This is a genomic window from Terribacillus aidingensis (assembly GCF_040703035.1).
Classification (GTDB): domain Bacteria; phylum Bacillota; class Bacilli; order Bacillales; family Amphibacillaceae; genus Terribacillus.
The window spans coordinates 1,164,194-1,183,411 of record NZ_CP159996.1 but is presented as its reverse complement, the minus strand read 5'-3'; the positions used below and the strand labels follow the sequence as shown (position 1 = coordinate 1,183,411).

The window sequence follows — 19,218 nt, the reverse complement described above, 5'->3', positions numbered from 1 at the left end:
AACTATAAAGAAACCTCTTCTAGCATCCTGCGGAATTTAGTTTCCGGTAATCGTTTTATCTGCGTTACCAGGAACAACTGTCCCTTTAATCGGACGAACAAATCGAATGACAGCCAGCGAAGCAAATATTGCTAATCCGCCAGCAAGCAGGAACGCTGCAGTGTAAGTGCCTGATCTATCAACAAGGAAACCAGTTAGAGTCGGCCCGATAATACCCGCTGTGTTGGCAAGGAAATGCATGAAGCCCCCGACTGAACCGACATTACCTTGGTCAACAACGTCTTGAACGATTGCCCAATAAATAGAACCAGTTAGGTATAAGAAAAATACTGAACATGCCACTAACCCAACAGCACTAAATGTTGTAGTAACAAGGCCAGCTAGACCGATGCATATTGCAGAGGCAAGTAAGCATGTAACTAATACGACCTTACGGGAGAACAGCACGCCTTTTCTAGCAAACTTTCTCAATACAAAGTCAGAAACAAAACCTCCCGCAGCAAGGCCGATAAAACCAAGAACCCAGGGAATGACTGTGACGATACTCATCTCCTGAACGCTGACTCCCCTTGCATCTATTAAATAACTAGGGAACCAGGTTAAAAAGAAGAACAAAATATAGTTATATGCAAAGAAAGCAAATGCAGTGAACAAGACCGTTTTTTGTTTTAGATAGAAGGTCAATGGTTTCTTTGCCCTTGGAGCTGCTTCTGTTGTAATATCTTTCTCTACAGCAGTCTCAGCTGGCTTTTCTTTTACAACCTTCCACCATATAATCGTCCATATAAACCCGATAATCATTATTAGGACGAAGGATAATTTCCAGCTGTATGAGATGGCAATGAAGCCCACGATCGGACCTGCTATAGCACCACCTAGCGGAGTTCCGCTGTTGGCTAGTCCTATAGCAGAAGCCCGCTGATCAGATGGAAACCAGTTATTCACCATTTTATTAATAGTGGCGGAAAGAGGGCCTTCCCCCATTCCGAACAAGATACGGATAATGATTAAGCTAGTGAATCCGACAGCAAGCGCAATGGCCCCGCTAAATACAGACCAGACAATCATAGCTACAAATAAAGTGAGTTTAGCTCCGTACCTGTCAGCAGCTACCCCTCCCAAGAAGTTAAAAATCGCATATCCGACTGAGAAACTGCTGAAAATAATCCCCATTTGAGTAGCAGTAAGTTCCAGATCCTCCGTAATGAACGGTGCTGCAATGGACAAGGCTGAACGGTCAAGATAATTAATGATACCGGCAAAAAACAACAAAATCATGACAGCTAGTTTCCCTTTAGTAAACAATGATTTCATGGATTTACCTCCTTAGGGTTGTAACAATTTTAGATAAAGCGCTTACATTTTAAGGTAACGATTTGCCTTACATCCAGAAACCCACTAGGAATAAAGATAGTAAACCGATTTACTTTCGAAGTAAAAGGCGGAAGCAGCCTTTATTGCTTTAAGGAAAGACAAGAGTTCCTTTCTAGAAGACTTGGCTTTAGGCGAATAACGCTTTTGTCCTTCTCTTCCAGGTCTTTATTCATTTGCTGCAGCAATAAGTCGACTGCTTTGCCAGCCATTTCGATAGCCGGTTGAGATACTGTTGTAATGGGAGGAGTGAAGAAATTGGCAAAAGGAACTTCATCAATTCCAATGACCGCTACATCCTCGGGTATTCTCAAGCCCTGTTCTTTTATATATTTCAGTATTTCAATAAGTACGATATCATTACCAGCTAGCAAAGCTTGCGGTGGAGTTTCCAGTTGAAAAAGTTCCTTTAATGCTGGTGCAATCTGATCGACATCAGCTGTTTTTATATACTCTGACTTTACTTGCAGTCCACAGGCTTCCATAGCAATTCTATATCCTTCAATTCTTTCCACCCTTGGACTAATGTTTCTGATAACAGAAGTAGTGAGTATGGCAATTTGTTCGTAGCCTTTATCAGCAAAATGGTCAACTGCCAGCTTAGATGCCAGATGGTTATCAAGCATCACTGTTGCAATATTCATGTCCTTGATGGTTCTGTCCATGAATACAATCGGAAAATCATCATTGAGCATACGCTCATAAAGATCCAAATTGCCTCCGGTTGGAAAGATTATGATTCCGTCTACCTGTTTTGCCCTGAGCATTTCGATATATTTCTTTTCTTTTTCAGGTTCATCATCCGCGTTACATACAATTATTTGAAACCCTTTTTCATGAAAGAAATTCTCAACGGCACGAATCACATGTGTAGAGAATGTATGGAGGATATTCGCTACAATGACCCCAACTGTAAAAGTAGTTTTTTGTTTAAGGCTTCGAGCCACAATATTAGGCTGATAATTCAATTCTTCTATGGCGGATTCGATTTTTTGGCGTGTTTTTTCACTCATATACTCGTACCGCTTGTTCAAGTATTGAGATACAGTGCTTTTAGATACATTGGCTTGCTTTGCTACGTCTGTGATTGTAATGGGTCTCATTCTGTCAACCTCGCCATATTTGTTCCGTACTACTATTTATAAAACGTTTTGTAGTACGATTCATTTCTTGGTTATTATAACGCAGAAGCAAGCACGGTAAAATGACGGATGATTAACTTTTCAAAAATATCAATTTAATCATACACCTGAGTATGCCATGAACCCTCCATCAACAGGTACGGTAATACCCGTAACAAAACCGGAATAGCTGTCATCGAGCAGCCAAAGCATTGTTCCCAGCAGATCTTCCGGTTTCCCGAATCGCTTCATAGGAGTTCCGTTTATGATTTTGTTGGAGCGAGCCGTATAGCTCCCATCATCATTTATAAGAAGGTTCCGGTTTTGTGTCGTTAAGAAGAAGCCTGGGGCAATGGCATTTACCCTTAGACCGGTCTCTGCGAAATGAACCGCCATCCACATCGTGAAATTATTGATGGATGATTTAGCCGCACTATATGCTGGAACCTTTGTCATTGGTGCATAGGCACTCATGGAAGAAATATTCAAAATGGACGGTGCCTTTGCCTGCAATAAATCCTTTCCAAATACCTGACTGGAAATGAAGGAGCCGGTAAAATTAGTCGCAAACACTTTTGAAAATCCATTTTCTTCTAAATCGAAGAACGATTTCCCTGTATCCTCACCTTGATATGTTTCCGTATCTGTAACAGCATCAGAATGATTTCCTCCAGCCCCATTGATTAGAAAATCCACTTGTCCAAAGGTTCCTAAAATCTCTTCACGAGCCTTTTCCATAGAACTTTTGTCTAAAACATCAGCTTTCACGGAGATACTAGTACCCTCTGATGTCTGAATCCTTTCAACCACATCACGACCATTTTTAGCATCCCTGTTCAAAATAGCTATATTCACGCCTTGTCGGGCAAGCTCGATAGCCATTTGGGAGCAGAGGACACCGCTCCCGCCTGTAATGACTGCCACTTTCCCTTTTAAATTTTCATGAATTGGTATCACGTGCTTTCACCTGACTTCCTTGCTTCATATGCATCCCATAATCCAAGCAAATACATAATACCAAGTGCACGATCATAAAGCCCATAACCTGGTCTGCATTTCTCGCCCCATATATGGCGGCCATGGTCTGGTCTTACATATCCATCGTAGTTTTGTCTATGTAACTCAGCTACGACGCCATTGATATTGATGGAACCATCCTGCGTATAATGGGAAGTCTCTACAAAATCTCCATTATCATAGATTTTCACATTTCTAATGTGGGAGAACGGTGCACGCGATGCATGTTTTCTTGCTACCTGGACCATATCATTCTTCGGATTTGCTCCCATGGACCCTGTACATATAGTAAAGCCGTTGGCAGGAGAAGCTGATATAGATATCAGTTTTTCATAGCTTTGTTCCCCTGTAATGATCCGTGGAAGACCAAAAATCGACCATGGTGGATCATCCGGATGGATAGCCATTTTGATGCCGGAAGCTTCCGCAACAGGTAAGATTTCTTTCAGGAAGAATGCTAGATTATCCCATAGCTTGGTTTCATCGACCGTTTTATATGCTTCAAAGAGCTCAGTGATCTTTGCCATTTTTTCTGGTTCCCAACCCGGAAGAGTAAGGTCTGAAGCTTCCATCACAGTACGGATCAAATCTTGCGGATCTTGATCTGCCACTTTAGCTTTTTCGTAAAACAGGGCAGTGGAACCGTCTTCCAACGGATGGAACATATTCGTTCGCGTCCAATCAAATATCGGCATGAAGTTATAACAAATTACCTTAACCCCGAATTCCGATAGATTACGGATCGTCTGCTTGTAGTTCTCAATATAGTGCTGTCTTTCCTCATTGCCTAATTTGATAGATTCATGGACATTTACACTTTCTACAACCTCTGTGTGAAAACCAAATGATTGAATGTATTCGACTTCTTCTTTAATCTCATCTTTTCCCCATATTTCCCCTACTGGTTTTTGGTGAAGGGCCCAGACAATTCCTTTAGCACCTGGAATTTGTTTGACGTGTTCGAGTTGAACAGTGTCATTGTCTCTTCCATACCAACGAAATGTGATGTTCATGCTACACCTCCAGCAGCTTTATTTGCTTTATTGTGATACTCACTGCATAGTTCCACCACGGAATTATACCCGCCATTTTGATAGGCTCTATTTAAGTCGCTGCTAATGCCAACTGCAACTGCCCCTGCCTTCAACCATTCTGTTATGTTATCCAGGTTTACACCGCCTGTAGGCATCACTTTCACATTTGGAAGTGGGCCGTTAATGGAGCGGATAAACGAAGGCGGGAATTGGCTGGAAGGAAATAGCTTGATTACATCACATCCAGTTTCCAGCGCCTGAATCATTTCCTTGATCGTCATGCACCCTGGCAGGTAAGGAATTCCATATCTGTTGCATACTGTAGCGGTCTCAGGGTTCAAAGACGGACTTACGATAAACTGGGCGCCAGAAAGAATGGCGTGCCTCGCTGTCTCAGGATCTAGTACAGAACCGGCTCCAAGAAGCGTTTTTGTTCCTGCTAACTCCTTGAAGACTTGATCGATATTGGGGGTTGTGTATGTCAGTTCAATGGCTTCAATCCCTCCATCAGCGGCTGCTTTTGATAGTTCAATAGCTTCTTCTGCTGTATTGCCGCGAATGACGGCTACCACTTTCAATTCAGATATACGGGCTAGGATTGAATGTTTAGCGATCATGTTATCTCTCCTTAGTCGAATATGATAACTGCTTTTCTTACCTGATCAGGATTGTTTTCAATGAACTCAAAAGCTTCCCGCACTTGATCGAGAGTGAAAGTGTGTGTTATCAAACCGTTCGCCCTGAGCTTCCCGCTATTCAATAAATCCACTACTTTCGGAAACTGGTGAGTTTGCAGCCTCGAACCAGTTATAGTTATTTCTTTTTTCGTAATCGGCAGCTGGGAAATAGAAGAGAATCTCTCGTCAAAGCCAAGAACAACCACATGTCCCGCTTCTGATACCACTTCTATGGACAGTTCAAAGGTGGATGGCAGGCAGACGGCATCTATCACTACATTTGCACCCTCTCCACCTGTCCATTCAGAAACTCGCTGCCTCACATCTTCTTTTGCAGCGTTTACTGTAACATCGGCACCATTCTCACTCGCAAAATCAAGACGGGATTCACTTAAATCCGTAATCAGAACTGCTGCTCCCTGAAACTTTGCAAGCTTCAAGATACAAATCCCTATTGGTCCTGCTCCTTGTATCAAAACCGTGTCCCCTTGGGCGACACTTCCTCTCCATACCGCCTGTGCACCGATCGTGTACGGCTCAGCCATTACAGCTTCTTCCCAAGGAAGTTCTGAATCAACCACATGCAGCTGCTTTTCAGGAAGAACGAGCCATTCTCTCATTCCACCATCTTCATGAACGCCGAACACAGACAATAAAGCGCATACATTTTGTCGGCCTTTTCGGCACGCATAACACTTTCCGCAATATCGAATTGGTTCAACTACGACATGGTCTCCTACTCTGATATTTTTTACGTCGTTTCCAATATCCACAACTTCACCCGTAACTTCATGCCCAACCACACGCGGAAGGGTTGCAAGCGGGTTCGTTCCATGATAAATATGCATATCAGACCCGCAAATCCCTACTCTTTTAACCTTGACCAATACATCCTGAGTGCTCTTTATTTTAGGCAGCTCAGCTTCAATGACAGCTAATTCACGAGGACCTTTAACTTGTAATGCTTTCATTTTTGTTCTCCCCTGTCAGGTATTCATAAACGCTGGAGGCGATTCTAATCCCATTCTCCGTATTATTTTCTTCATGAATTTGTTCTATTTCCCCCGGAACAAATACACGCTCAATACCTGGAGCGGGCGGTACCTGTTTAAGCTCATCCATCATCCTGTCCATTTGTTCGAGAAATGTATCGGTATCGGTAAAGAATGATGGATTGATGACACAGAAATAATGACCCAATTTACGTTTTTGATCTAAGTCATCATACATTTTGGAAATATGAGGACCGAAAGCTGCTCCAGCTAATAAACCAGAAAAAATATCAACAATGACAGCAAGTCCATACCCTTTTGGACCTCCAAATGGGGAGAGGGAAACGACTTTGTTCGGGTCTGTCACTGGTGCGCCATTGTCATCCACACCCCAGCCAAACGGAATATCTTTTCCTTCCTCACGAGCCTGGAGGACTTTCCCCAAAGCTACATTGGAGGTGGCCATATCCAAGATAAAAGGCTTATTGTTTTTGGCTGGAACACCATAAGCAATCGGATTTGTTCCAAAGAAGGGAGAACTGCCCCCAAACGGAACCACCACTTTATCAGTATGGGTCATGGCAATCCCGATCAGGTTAGCTTCGGCCGCTTTTTGAACAAAGTAGCTTAATGCTCCACAATGGCTGCTGTTAATAGCTGTAACCATGCCTACTCCACTCTGTCTTGCCATGTCTATAGCATGATCGATGGCCACATCGCCAATCACATGGCCAAATCCATCGTCACCATTTACTATCCCGGTTACAGGTCCTGTCGCTTTAAATGAGATTTGGGCGTCAGGATTAATCCCTCCCGCTTTCAAACGGTTTACATAATGTTCTGTGCGCAGCACACCATGAGAATTAACATTTCGAAGATCAGCATGAACCAAAACTTCTGCCACTTTTTCAGCATGAATACCATTCAGGCCAGCTTCTTTCAATTTCCTGCTTGCAAGCTCCTTTATTTTTTCCGCTTCAATCACTACTGTTGACATGTTACTTGCCTCCCACTCACTCTTAATTTGAACGATTTTCACGAAGCATTCCCATGTTTTTAACTTGCATTTAAAACTGTCTATGATAGCTGTATCGAGGAGAATAATAGATGAGCAAACTCTTACTAAGCAATGGACAGGCGTTTACATGCTGAGCTGCTATATGATTTTGGGGTAAGGGGATGGTGGAACCTCGAAGACCGCGATAAGAGTAACAAACTCTTTGTAGCTGCAATCCTGAGTTTCCTTTACTAAATCGGTTTTGTAAACTGATTTAGTAACAGTATAAATGAAAGCCCTTTCAAATATCAATTAAATATCTGTATTTTTTAAATATTTTTTCTTTTAAATAACCACTCATTTTATCAAAAATTTCGATTCTTAAAGAGGCATTTTTAAACTATATCAAGAACAATATGTTGCATTTTTTAACATATGAGCATATATACAAAATAGAGGCAGGTCCACAGAACCTACAAAACTCCATCAAAGAAGAAAACTTATTATACAAAAAAAACAGCCAATCTCCGATTCAATATCGGTGATTGACTGTTTGTATATATTTTTTCTTTACCGCTTCACAATTGGGACAGTATTTAATTGCTCCACCACTCTTATTGCGTCGTTTCTTTCCAGCTGTCGTCCATTACCATTTTGCCTGGCCATGTGTATGCTGTTAGTCCTCCATCAACGATCAAGTCCTGACCAGTGATATAGGAGCTGTCATCTGATACAAGGAACAAAACAGCCTTGGCAATTTCCTCTGGTGCTCCGAGTCTGCCCATTGGAGCAAGCCATTTATTCGATTCACGGAAAGCTTTTCCCTGTTCCTCTTCTTTTGAACCTGTCAGTTCGTCAATCAATGGTGTTTCGATTGTGCCTGGCGACACAGAGTTAGCCCGTATTCCTTGTCTGCCATAATCAATGGCAGTTGCTTTTGTAAAGTTGATAATCCCGCCCTTGGCTGCGTTATAGCCAGATCTGTCCAGATCGGCAAAACTCCCGCTCATCGAAGCATTATTCACGATAGCGCCTTTCCCATTTTCCAGCATAAGCGGTATAAGAAATTTGCTCATAAGGAAGGTTCCCCGCAGATCTGTCTTTTGGATGCTGTCGAATAATTCAATTGGATATTCATGCACTTTGCCGCCTTCTTGATCAATACCGGCATTATTGAAGAGCACATCCAATTTTCCGTAAGCGTCTTTTACCTGATCAGCAAATTTCTTCACACTATCTTCGTCAGAAACATCTACTTCGTAGGCTTCTGCTTTTCCTCCAGCCGATAGAATGGATTCTACCAAACCTGTCATCTCATCTTTCTTTATATCCGCTACTAGTACTGTAGCTCCTTCTTTTGCAAACAAAGAAGCAGTTGCTCGACCAATACCGGTAGCTCCGCCGGTCACGACTGCAATACGATCATCTAATTTCCCCAATGCTAACATCTCCTTCTATTAGGCTTCCCTAATGTTTTGCCGGTCAGAGGAGATATAAAACATACTTTGTTGACAACGCGATGGGTTTGAAATTCAAATCTGCTAGAGCTTATTGCCATTCCTGATGAGCCTAAATTACATTAAGTAAAAAAATTATTGAGTTCGACAGTACCACCTCCATATTAACGGTAGAAAACATGGTTGCCAATCTGTTCCACATGCTCCTGTGTTTCTGCTATCCAGTTTGTAGTAGCTGTTTCCGGATTCATGAACCAGACTATGTCCTGCATGTTATCTTTTTGCACCAATGCATCCGCCACTGCTTGTACCGTTTCTTCTGTTGGTTCACTTCGCCATATGACACCCGAGCTTACAGGCTGAAACTGCCCCTTCTGCATGATTACATCATGAATTGAATCAGGGAATTCATCACTTTCGATACGATTAAGGACTACAGTAGCCACTGCCACCTTGCCGGGATAGTCCTCTCCGCTCGTCTCAGCTTGTACTAACCTTTGAAGCAGCTCGATTTCTTCAGCTGAATACTGTTTTTGTTCGATTGTCGCTTCCGCCAAGTCTTTGGTTCGATCATCTCTTTCAGATAAGACGATGGATGCAGGTCCGTTTTCAGAATGCGTATCCTTCTCCGATAGCATTGGCTGGGTTCTTTCATCCGCATAAACTCTTGCAGGATAGACATTCTGTTTCAGATCCTTTAATGGCAGGTATAAAACCAGACATAGGTTACTGATAAAAAAGAAAGTCAATAAAAAAAGCGTAAGAAGTTTCTGCATAATCAAGTCCTTTTCTCGTTATGTATGTCCAAAATTAGTCCATAACGCTTAATACCCAGTCACCTTGGCTTACAAACATGAACGTGTCATTACTAGTGTATGTCCTTGCCTGAAAACTAGTCCTGCCAATGAGTTTCTAGCTTGGAAATCTTTTCTCAATCGTCAAGATACTTGCCCATCCTTCCCTAGACTGCTGTGCATAAAGTAAAGGGACAGGAGGAATGTTTATGAGCTATACACACTATTCGCATCCATATGGACAATCAACATATACAACAGACTACAGAATAAACCAGGAGGATCAGCGGTTCGGATTCGCTTTCATCCCATTCATTGGCGGGTTGGCAGGAGGTCTTCTTGGCAGTGCTTTAATCAGCGGACCGAGCTATGGTTATAAATATGGATATAACGCTCCTTACCCAGTGCCTTATCCTGTTCCTTATCCATATCCAACACCTTATCCGTATAACAACTATTACTATTCCACTCAACAGCGTTAAAATAGAGGGGCAGCTAGACTGTCCTTACATAATTACTGTCAGGAGTGCCACACTATCGACAGGAGGTGGGATAGATGCAGCAAAGACAAGATAAATCGAATCAGCGTGATGAAGCAGCAGAAGCGATCGGTTTAGATCAGGATGAACAGGCGATGAATGGCGAATACGGTCATCCGGAAACAGAATATGAAAACAACGCCCACAAGCAGAAAAAAACACAGCTATAACAGCTGTGTTTTCTTATATCATACAAATTTAGAAGCTATATAAGTTACGACGAACCATACTGCCAGGGCAATGACAATCCCTAACATGAATCCTTTGATGAATGTAGACCGACTGCGCACCTGCCTGCACCTCTTTTGCTTTTTATCTGTAGTCTTTACTTCGCATCCGCTTTTTATAAGTGCGCAGCTTTTTCTTATTTCTTAGCAGCAGTATCAGTCTTGGCGCCTTGCTTAGCCGCCTGCTGCTGTTTTTGGTGGTCTTCCCGGAACTTATCCCTCGCGGCGGAAAAGATGCAGAGCATATTTAACCCTCCCATAATCTTGATACTTCTGTTTTGCCAAATTGGCCAGTAATTAAAACTTCTTTTTTTCAAAAATTTCATTATCATCATCTACTAACTTCTGTGCCGATCGTAATCGTATTTTTGATAAATTATTCGGAAGCATAAAATGCTTCCGCTGCTTTCGCCGCCTGTTTACGCAGAACGGAAAACGGCATACTGCCCTTCTCTCTCTTCAGCTTCACGAGTAGCTGCTGCCATACTTCCTCTTCCCTGATACTGTCCAGGAGCTCATGTCCATCCCAGGTCAACCCATAGATGAGCAGCTCCTCTTCTTCCTCTTCCTCATCAAGAACGGTATCCATTTTAATTAATTTCGCTTCCTTCATCAGCTGCAAGTGATAATTCATTTCTTCTTCGGAATACTCATCCTCTTCTGTTACTTCCAGCGCAAAACCTCCCTCTGTGAACTCTGCTTCAATATCCAGCAGGAGACTTCTGATAAGAGACATATCCCGTTTCAAACGCATCACCTCTATCCATTATTTCTGTCTTTGTATCCAATTTCCTTCAAGAAAAAAGACTCCCTTTCACGGGAGTCCAGTTTTACTATTATCTTAATTCTATCAGCACTTCTTCGGTTGTATACTGCATCTCTTTTGCTCTTGCCTGCAACGACACCAGCTCTCCTTCACGCCATGCTGAAGCAGCAATTGGCTGAGATGCTTGATAATCCTGACTGTCCACCCGAATCACATAATGCCGTTCTGTTCCTTGAAACTGGCTTATGATTACTTCTCCTTTCAATCCATCCGCTTCTGCCGGTAACAGCTGCCATTCCTCCGGTCGGACAGGATAAAGCTGCTTTTGTTTCAGCTTTTCTGATACGCCATTATCCCGCCAGCGTATTTGACTGCCGGCAGGTACAAAATGGTCACCATGCCACGTACCTTTTACTAAATTTGCTTTTCCAACAAACGTAGCCACAAAAGGAGTTCTCGGACGCTGATAGATTGTTTCTGGAGCATCTGCTTGTTCAATCTTGCCTTGCTGCATGACAAGCACTCGATCAGCCATTGCCAAAGCCTCTCCTTGATCATGCGTAACATAGATGATGGTGGCACCCAGCTTCTTGTGAATCTGCTTGATTTCCTTTCGCATACTGATACGCAATTCCGCATCCAGAGCACTAAGCGGTTCATCCATGAGCAGAATATCAGGTTTCGGAGCGATTGCCCGAGCTAATGCTACACGCTGCTGCTGTCCGCCTGATAGAGCTGCAGGATATCTTTTCCGGAAAGATTCCATTCCGACAAGCTGCAATACCTCTGTTACTCTTTCTGCCTGTTCTTCGACCGTCCGTTTTCGAGTAAAACGATGATTTCTCAATGCAAAGCGTATATGATCCTCGACAGTCATATGAGGCCAAAGGGCAAACGATTGGAAAACCATACCTATATTACGATTTTCCGGCTTGCTGCTATGTTTGGAATTAGCTACTTCTGTATTACCGAATCGTATAGCTCCAGCCGTAGGCTTCATGAAACCAGCCAGCAATCGCAGCAATGTAGTTTTTCCGCAGCCAGACGGACCGAGAATGGCGAGGAATTCCCCCTGTGGTATCGTCAGATCCACTTGGCTCAATGCAGCGGTTTTCCCATAATGCTTTTCCAATCCTTGTAATGTAATCATGCTTTTTTCCCCCTTTGACTCCATTTACGCTGCAACACGAGATATGCAATACCCCCGAGCAGAATTGCCAGGACAATCAATGACGAAAATGCAGTCGAGTACGTGCTGTAACCAGCTTGCTCGAAACTGAAAATAATCACTCCGACTGTCTCGGCACCGCTTGACCAAAGCATACTGGAGACAGTCAACTCTGTCAGCGATGTCAGCAAAACAAGCAGCGCACCACTCAGGACACCAGGCAAAATAAGCGGCAAGAGAATTTGCCTCCATCTTGTAATAAGATTTGTGCCGTTCGTCCGCGCTGCCTCTTCCATCCGAGCATCCAACTGCGAGAAAGCAGTGTAGCTGCCTCGAAACTGTAATACAAAGAACCGCGTGATATAAGCGATTAATAGAATAGCTGGTGTGCCATACACACCTGGATACCAGCCAGGTAATGGCTGCATCCACATCAAAATGATACATAGCGCCAGTACTGTTCCTGGTAGAGCGTAAGGCATCGTAATAATCGCTTCCAATACCTTTGGAAATCTTCCTTGCTTATGGGAACGGTAATAAGCAAATATAGTTCCGAAAATAAGACAGACAAATGCAGTGATGAGTCCTAGCAGAAGACTATTGCTTAAGGATCGAATTACTTTTTCATCCTCAAATAAGATATAGCGATAATTTTCCAGAGATAAATTCTCCCATGTCAAATCGATTCCATATGCTTGAACCAAACTGACTGTACCCATTGCAAAAAAAGGCACCAGGCTTGTACTTAGCAGAAATATCCAAAGGACTGTCTGCAAGATTTTCCTCCGGCTTGGGCGCAGCTGGATTCGAGGCTCATTATCCGGCACAGTTGTTTCTGTAACTTTGCTTCTTCTTAAAAGCCATACTTGAATCAGCGTAGCAGCTGCAGCAACGATACCAAGCAATACGGAAAGAACAGCTGCCCGACTGAAGGCACTTGGTCCATAGCCGATGACTTGTTCATAGATGTATGTACTCAGTACACGTATATTCGCAGGTATACCTAGAAAAGCTGGCACACCGAAGTTATCCAGATTGGATAAGAACGCTAGCAAACCGCCGCTGCAAATACCAGGCAGGGCCATCGGAAGAATCACTTTTCTCCAGGTTGAGATACGTGACGCACCCGAAACCATTGCAGCAAGTTCTGCATCACGAGGAATTCTGCGGAACACTTGTACTGTCATCAAATAGACAAGCGGGTAATGTGATATACCGAGTACGAATATAATTCCTCCGACACTGTATAGATTAGGCATCAGCCATTCAGGCAATCTACCAAGCGGACCTGAACTGCTGAAAAATTGTACCCAAGCGAGTGTCGTAATATAAGACGGAATGATGAAAGGCAAATAGATGAACAGCTGCATAGCAGACTTACCGCGAACATCAGTATATGCCATGATTGCAGCCATCGTTATGCCGAGTATCATGGACAAGACAGTACTGCCGAGGACAATATAAATTGTATTCCAAAGTGTTTTCCAAGTGACAGACTCCCTGAGCACCTCTGAATAAGCACTGACAGAGAGGCTCTCTCCAGAGGTGAAACTCATTATGATCAGCCTGACAATCGGCAGCAGGAAAAAGAAGATGAGGATCAGCATCCCGATTATAGCAGGAAGCTTGCGGAGGGCGGTATGCCCGCCTTCTTCCAGCTGCCTTGATTTCATAGTTTGTTGCATGGGTTGCCCTCCATTTGCTTATTTACCGAACAGGTCCTCAAATTGCTGTTTGTCTTTATTGCGTGATGTATACAATGCTTCAGTATCAGCCTGTAATACTTTCATGTCATCGTATGTCTTCAGCCCTTCCGGAGCATCGATTCCTTCACGGATCGGGGTATAACCCAGCTCTGCTGCCAGCTTTTGTCCTTCTTCAGATAAAACATAATCAACAAAAGCTTCTGCTGCTGCAGTGTTGTCGGTATCCTTTGTGATACCGATCGGTTCCGTGATGACCGGGACACCTTCCTCTGGATAAACGAGCTCAACTGGAGATCCATCCGCTTTGGCCCTGGCAGCAAGATAATCGACAATCACACCATACTGCTTGTCACCGGAAGCAACAGATTTCAATACATCACCGTTCCCCTTTACTACTGCAGTTTCTTGGGTTTTGAGCTTTTCATAGAATTCCCAGCCAAAAGCATCCTGTCTGGTCAAAACACCAAGATTGTATGCTGCAGCACCAGAGTAAAGCGGACTAGGCATGACTGTCTGAGCCTTTGCATCAGCTTCTTCTAATGCACTCCAGCTAGTTGGTACGTCACCCGATTCGGTATTGGCTACTATTCCTGTTGCCATGATTTTCGTTCCTGTATAATAATGATCAGCATCTTCGAATTCATCCGGGACGCTATCCAATTCTCCAGACTCATAGGCCTGCAGCATATCCTGCTCTTTCAAATCCTCAAATGTCACACTGTCCGCCACGAGCAGGACGTCGGCTTGTACATCTCCTGCCATCTTCTCCGCATTCAGCTTGGAAATCACTTCTTCGGTACCAGAACGGTATGTTTCCACTTCCACCTCCGGGTAGTGCTTTTCAAAGCCCTCGACCAATTTCTGAGCATCCGCATCCGGCTGGGATGTATAGAAGCTGAGCGTACCGGCGATTTCTCCGTCCGAAGCACCTGCACTGGTACCGGCTTCCTCTTGCCCGCATGCTGTAAGTGCAAACAATGCAGTACCTACGATACCTGCCATCCATTTTCTTTTCATCTCAATCTCTCCCTTTACTCTGATGTATTTGTCTCCATAGACTTAAACCAGCGTTCTACTTGTTCTTGTTTGCGTTTATAGTGGGTGCGCAATTCAATTGGTGAGACGGTTATGTATCCTTCTTTTAACAAAAGATAATCGCTTGCCGGATGAAAGTTCTCCAGCTCCCGAAGCTGATCCTTCAGCCAATAATATACTTCACCATGAGGATCATGCAGGCCAACGAAGCGATACCGCGATACACTCATGTCCATCGGGATGACTTGAATCCCTTTGTACTCCCGTTTATCGACATTCGGCAAATTCACATTCAGTAAACCGACCGATTTCGATCTATGCTGGAGCAGAACTTCTGCAACCTGATAGAAAAGAGTCTTTACCTTGGAATAGTTTACATGGTGAACAGAGCTAATATTCAAGCTGACGGAGGCAGACGGAATGTTATATAGGGCAGCCTCCACAGCCGCAGCCATCGTGCCGGAATAATACACATCCCTCCCCAGACTAGGTCCCAGATTGATCCCTGAGAAAAGGAAATCCGGTGTTTCCGGAAGCAGTACTTCCACACCGAGCTTGACACAATCAGCAGAAGTACCGTTCAAACTCCAAGCTCCAGCAACACCCGGAAAATGATACATCTCCTTTACACGAACAGGCTGCCGTGAAGTAATGGATTGGCTGACAGCGCTGAATCCCTGATCTGGGCAAACGACATATACTTCGCCGAAATGCTGCAGTGTCTCAATCATCGCCTCTACACCAGGAGAGAAGACACCGTCATCATTGGTAACCAATATTTTCATGTGACGCCCTCCTCTGCTTGCATAAAGCCAGACAAACAGCTTTCAGCTGCATTCTGCACTATCTTTTCCTGAGGTTCGCTCCATGGCAACATTAAAGAAAAATACATATTCTTCACAGCATTACTCCTTTCAATTGTTCCTATATTGTTAACTGTACAAGCTGATTGTGAAGCTAGTGTTTAAAGTATTGTGAAGATATGTTTAATTGTTGTAAAAGAAAGAAAATTGTTACCGGAGGCTTATTCTCAATAAGAACAGACATTTATCTATCACTCTGTCTGTTTGAACGTAAATAATTTACAATATATACATAAATTGATCCTTTTCATGTGCATAGAAAAACTTGTAATTACTTTTGACCTACTCTCTGTTAGAAGTCTGCTAAGAAAATGCAGATTATACTAATTTGCCACAGAATCTTAATGGTATATTCGATTTAATTCATATACATTCGTCATTTCCTATGAGACAATGGATATAGAAATATAATAAATAGGTAAGGAAGTGGGTTCGATGCTCTACAGAATTGTCCGAGAAGCGAACGGAACGAAAACCTACCTAAAACATTCTAGTTCATCTTCAGATATGCTGTTCCGTAATGAAATGGAAGCAACAGATCTGATGGAGAAGCTTAATTCACAGACGAATAGCGATGTCCGGTGGTCGGTTCAAGCTAGTATAGATTAAAAGCGATATCCTAAAGGATATCGCTTTTTCTTTTACTTATTAAGAAGAGATACTTCTGCAATCAACTTTTGAAAAAAAGGATAGATTACTTGTTTTTCGGCTCCTTTAAGCCGATTTTCCAGAAAAGATTGTTCTCGGGTGAGCAGATGAAGAATAGCAGTTGCTGCTTTTTGATGTCCTGATGGAGTGACATTTTCCAAGATTATTTTGAACTCGGAAAAAATAGAGAAAGGCAGCAGCTGCTCCGCTCGTTTTAAACCAAGTTGTGCACGACCAGGTGCATAATGATGCAAAAGCATTCTGGCGAGCGGATCGGTAACTTGCTGAAGCATAGCAGCTGCCCATGCACCATTCTCTCGCAGAGCAGCTTTTCGATACTGGAAGAGAAACCATGTCATATCTATTATCTGGCTGCCGTATTCTTCATCTGACATCGTCAGCTTTTGTGTTTCTTTGAATTGATCCAGCAAGTGATGCGGATCATAAAGAGTTTGAAAATGGTCGCTCTGTTTAAACGTCTTTTCCGTTACTGTGAACAAATCCACATGGAGGAAGTCATCGTAAACAACAATTAACTGCGGCGCAATTATAAATAGCTCTTCGCTATAAAGCACATTTTTATATGCGGAAAGCAAGGTCAATCTTTTTGTTAGAAAGTGATTTAAGTCATTTTCTTCCACTAGGCAATATAAATCTATATCAGAGTACGGGTCCTGTTCTCCTCTGCCAAAAGATCCTTTTACGAATATGGCTTTAACTTCCTCTTCATTTGCCAAAATATCTGCTAGTCTATCTAATGCTGGTTGGTGCATTCATCTCCCTCCTTTTTCCATATATTCCTTCCATTTTACACCAAATGCAAAAAAACTCCAACACCCTTTACGAGTGTTGGAGTTTTACTTAATTCAAATATGGAATCGGGTTCACTGCATTTGATTTACTGCCGTTCCATGCACCTGTGTGCAATTCGAAATGAAGGTGCTGCCCTTGAGACATACCTGTATTCCCCATTGTTCCGATCTGCTGCCCTTGGGAGACACGCTGACCTGCACTTACTTTCATGGATGTTAAATGAGCATATACAGTTGTATATGTTTTTCCATCAATAGAATGGCTCACAAAAATCACATTTCCGTAGCTGGAAGAATAGTAGGCTTGTGACACCGTACCAGAAGCTGCTGCCCAAATCGGCACATTAGACCCACGCTTCGCAATATCGATTCCGTAATGGAATGTACCCCATCTTGGTCCGAAACCGGAAGTAATACTGCCAGGTGCTGGTGTAATGAAATCACCACTGGACGCAGGAACCTTGGATGTTTGCTGCTCCTGTTTTGGTGCAGTATTTGCCTGTTTAGCTGGAGCTGACTTAGCAGATGTCGACTTCGTATCTGCTGTTTGCTTCTGCTCAGATGTTTCCTGCTTCGGCACTTGTTTTACTGTCGATTCGCTTGCAGCAGATGCAGAAGCTTTTTCCGCTTCGGCAGCTGCTTCTTTTTCAGCTGCTGCTACTCTAGCAGCTTCTTCCTGCTTTGCTTGCTCTGCACGCTGACGCTCTTCTTCCTTGCGTGCTTCTTCCTCTGCTTTCTGCTTATCACGGTAAGCAACCTCTGCAGCAATAGCTTCTTCCTGGGCAGCCAGCAATGCGGATTCTTCACTCAGACTGACAAGTTCCTCAGAAGTTACATCATATTCTTCCATAACCTCTGCAATAAGCTTGTCCTTCTCTTCCTGCTGATCTGTCAAGGTTTGCTTTGTCTCTTCTAAGACATCTGCCTGCTTCTCTACACGAACAAGCTTTGTTTGACGCTCTGATTTCTTAGATTCAACATCTTCTAAGTCCTGCTGCTGAGCTTCCATCAAATCCTGATCGGCTCCCATGATTGTGCTTACAGCATCAACACGGTTCAGGAAGTCCGAAAAACTCTTGGATTCCATGATGACATCCAAATATTTTACCTGACCCCCACTTTTCTGCAAAGAGTGCATCCGATCCTTCAGCAAACCGTGACGCTCTTCGATCCGGACTTCAAGATCAGCAATTTCCTTCTTCAATGTATCAATATCAGATTCCAAGCTGGAAATCTCAGATTCTGTATCTGCTAGTTTGGTGTTCGTTTCACTGATTTTGCCATCGATTTTCTCTAACTCAGTGCGGAGTTTCGCAGCAGCAGCCTGCAAGTCATCCTGCTTCTCTGACTTCTCTGTTTGCTGCTCTTCATTCTCCGATTTCTTCCGTTCGACTTCTTCTCTTTGTTCATCCAAATCCTCATAGGCAAAAGCAACATTACTAGATACCGGCAAGACAAGTGCAGCAGTTCCGATCACTGCAGCCAAACCGATATGCAGCCATTTTTTTCTCAAATCCGTTCCCCCTGTGAATCTATTTATTTGATTTTGATTCTTATAGCCCTAGTATGATTAATCTGTAATGAATAGAAAATAAAGTAATCTCCGGAAACAGTATACTATACGAAAGTGTGACAAAACATTACAATAATGTTTCAATTTCACTGTTCCTAGAAATGAATGGTACGCTTTCCTGTAGAAAATATAAAAAGCATGCACGATATTTGTGCATGCTTTTTATATAACAAATAATACGATAAATGAAACGATATAGATGAATGCTAATAATATCCCCAAAATCATGAAAGGCACCCTCATCTGCTTACTTTTGACAGCTCCATAAAATAAGAGCCCGACAGTAAGCAAGGCCACCGCCAAGATCAGAATCAAACGCACGCTTGGTGGCATGATACAGCATCTCCTTACAAAAAATAGTCTATTCCTTTATTATAACATGATAGAAAGTTACCTTGCTTTGATTTATGTCCATTCTTTA

21 protein-coding genes are annotated in these 19,218 nt (G+C 43.0%); 3 read left to right on the top strand and 18 right to left on the bottom strand.

The genetic code is table 11. The features are described from left to right. Positions 1–36: 36 nt before the first annotated feature. The 9 genes from ABXS78_RS06400 to ABXS78_RS06360 form a co-directional block, all read right to left on the bottom strand. On the bottom strand, positions 37–1,305 hold the full coding sequence (locus ABXS78_RS06400; protein WP_366249886.1) for an MFS transporter: 1,269 nt from the start codon (positions 1,303–1,305) through the stop codon (positions 37–39). Between the two features lie 149 nt (positions 1,306–1,454). Further along, positions 1,455–2,474, bottom strand: coding sequence for a substrate-binding domain-containing protein (locus tag ABXS78_RS06395; RefSeq protein WP_366249402.1), 1,020 nt, complete (start codon positions 2,472–2,474; stop codon positions 1,455–1,457). A 138-nt stretch (positions 2,475–2,612) separates the two neighbouring features. Then, on the bottom strand, positions 2,613–3,449 hold the full coding sequence (locus ABXS78_RS06390) for an SDR family oxidoreductase (RefSeq protein ID WP_366249401.1): 837 nt from the start codon (positions 3,447–3,449) through the stop codon (positions 2,613–2,615). Then, positions 3,446–4,522, bottom strand: a complete 1,077-nt coding sequence (uxuA, locus tag ABXS78_RS06385; RefSeq protein ID WP_366249400.1) for a mannonate dehydratase — start codon at positions 4,520–4,522, stop codon at positions 3,446–3,448. The genes ABXS78_RS06390 and uxuA overlap by 4 nt, the downstream gene beginning before the upstream one ends. Continuing rightward, on the bottom strand, positions 4,519–5,160 hold the full coding sequence (locus ABXS78_RS06380; RefSeq protein ID WP_366249399.1) for a bifunctional 2-keto-4-hydroxyglutarate aldolase/2-keto-3-deoxy-6-phosphogluconate aldolase: 642 nt from the start codon (positions 5,158–5,160) through the stop codon (positions 4,519–4,521). Before ABXS78_RS06380 ends, uxuA begins: the two co-directional genes overlap by 4 nt. A gap of 11 nt (positions 5,161–5,171) precedes the next feature. Continuing rightward, a complete protein-coding gene (locus tag ABXS78_RS06375) occupies positions 5,172–6,191 on the bottom strand; it encodes a zinc-binding alcohol dehydrogenase family protein (RefSeq protein WP_366249398.1) in 1,020 nt (339 codons plus the stop codon). Continuing rightward, entirely contained in the window at positions 6,172–7,209 is a 1,038-nt protein-coding gene (gene allD / locus ABXS78_RS06370) for an ureidoglycolate dehydrogenase (protein ID WP_366249397.1), read from the bottom strand. Before allD ends, ABXS78_RS06375 begins: the two co-directional genes overlap by 20 nt. A 614-nt stretch (positions 7,210–7,823) precedes the next feature. Continuing rightward, on the bottom strand, positions 7,824–8,648 hold the full coding sequence (locus ABXS78_RS06365) for an SDR family oxidoreductase (RefSeq protein WP_366249396.1): 825 nt from the start codon (positions 8,646–8,648) through the stop codon (positions 7,824–7,826). Between the two features lie 182 nt (positions 8,649–8,830). After that, positions 8,831–9,442, bottom strand: coding sequence for a cell wall hydrolase (locus tag ABXS78_RS06360; protein ID WP_095222891.1), 612 nt, complete (start codon positions 9,440–9,442; stop codon positions 8,831–8,833). A gap of 227 nt (positions 9,443–9,669) precedes the next feature. On the opposite strand from ABXS78_RS06360, the gene ABXS78_RS06355 reads away from it, so the two are divergent. Continuing rightward, the gene (locus tag ABXS78_RS06355) at positions 9,670–9,942 is read left to right on the top strand and encodes a hypothetical protein (RefSeq protein WP_366249395.1); all 273 of its coding nucleotides are present in this window, start codon (positions 9,670–9,672) and stop codon (positions 9,940–9,942) included. A gap of 74 nt (positions 9,943–10,016) precedes the next feature. Next, entirely contained in the window at positions 10,017–10,169 is a 153-nt protein-coding gene (locus ABXS78_RS06350) for a DUF4021 domain-containing protein (RefSeq protein WP_366249394.1), read from the top strand. A gap of 194 nt (positions 10,170–10,363) precedes the next feature. Here ABXS78_RS06350 and ABXS78_RS06345 read toward each other — a convergent pair whose 3' ends face one another. The 6 genes from ABXS78_RS06345 to surE all read right to left on the bottom strand — a co-directional run bounded on the left by ABXS78_RS06345 (position 10,364) and on the right by surE (position 15,686). Next, positions 10,364–10,561, bottom strand: coding sequence for a hypothetical protein (locus ABXS78_RS06345; RefSeq protein ID WP_366249393.1), 198 nt, complete (start codon positions 10,559–10,561; stop codon positions 10,364–10,366). A gap of 41 nt (positions 10,562–10,602) precedes the next feature. Continuing rightward, positions 10,603–10,980, bottom strand: coding sequence for a DUF2513 domain-containing protein (locus ABXS78_RS06340; RefSeq protein ID WP_095222888.1), 378 nt, complete (start codon positions 10,978–10,980; stop codon positions 10,603–10,605). An 82-nt stretch (positions 10,981–11,062) separates the two neighbouring features. Next, on the bottom strand, positions 11,063–12,142 hold the full coding sequence (locus tag ABXS78_RS06335) for an ABC transporter ATP-binding protein (RefSeq protein WP_366249392.1): 1,080 nt from the start codon (positions 12,140–12,142) through the stop codon (positions 11,063–11,065). After that, positions 12,139–13,845 carry an iron ABC transporter permease gene (locus ABXS78_RS06330; protein ID WP_366249391.1) on the bottom strand — a complete coding sequence of 569 codons (1,707 nt, stop codon included), beginning with the start codon at positions 13,843–13,845 and terminating at the stop codon, positions 12,139–12,141. Before ABXS78_RS06330 ends, ABXS78_RS06335 begins: the two co-directional genes overlap by 4 nt. 18 nt (positions 13,846–13,863) lie before the next feature. After that, positions 13,864–14,883 carry an ABC transporter substrate-binding protein gene (locus ABXS78_RS06325; RefSeq protein WP_366249390.1) on the bottom strand — a complete coding sequence of 340 codons (1,020 nt, stop codon included), beginning with the start codon at positions 14,881–14,883 and terminating at the stop codon, positions 13,864–13,866. A 14-nt stretch (positions 14,884–14,897) separates the two neighbouring features. Next, positions 14,898–15,686 (bottom strand): 5'/3'-nucleotidase SurE, encoded by a 789-nt coding sequence (gene surE, locus ABXS78_RS06320; RefSeq protein ID WP_366249389.1) that lies wholly within the window; start codon positions 15,684–15,686, stop codon positions 14,898–14,900. 513 nt (positions 15,687–16,199) lie between these two features. On the opposite strand from surE, the gene ABXS78_RS06315 reads away from it, so the two are divergent. Beyond that, entirely contained in the window at positions 16,200–16,373 is a 174-nt protein-coding gene (locus tag ABXS78_RS06315) for a hypothetical protein (RefSeq protein WP_176465718.1), read from the top strand. 32 nt (positions 16,374–16,405) lie between these two features. On the opposite strand, the gene ABXS78_RS06310 is transcribed toward ABXS78_RS06315, so the two are convergent. From ABXS78_RS06310 to ABXS78_RS06300, 3 genes are all read right to left on the bottom strand, one after another. Beyond that, positions 16,406–17,185, bottom strand: coding sequence for a nucleotidyltransferase domain-containing protein (locus ABXS78_RS06310; RefSeq protein ID WP_366249388.1), 780 nt, complete (start codon positions 17,183–17,185; stop codon positions 16,406–16,408). 88 nt (positions 17,186–17,273) lie between these two features. After that, entirely contained in the window at positions 17,274–18,737 is a 1,464-nt protein-coding gene (locus tag ABXS78_RS06305) for a peptidoglycan DD-metalloendopeptidase family protein (RefSeq protein WP_366249387.1), read from the bottom strand. Positions 18,738–18,959: 222 nt separating this feature from the next. Further along, on the bottom strand, positions 18,960–19,130 hold the full coding sequence (locus ABXS78_RS06300; RefSeq protein WP_176465717.1) for a hypothetical protein: 171 nt from the start codon (positions 19,128–19,130) through the stop codon (positions 18,960–18,962). Between the last annotated feature and the right edge of the window lie 88 nt (positions 19,131–19,218).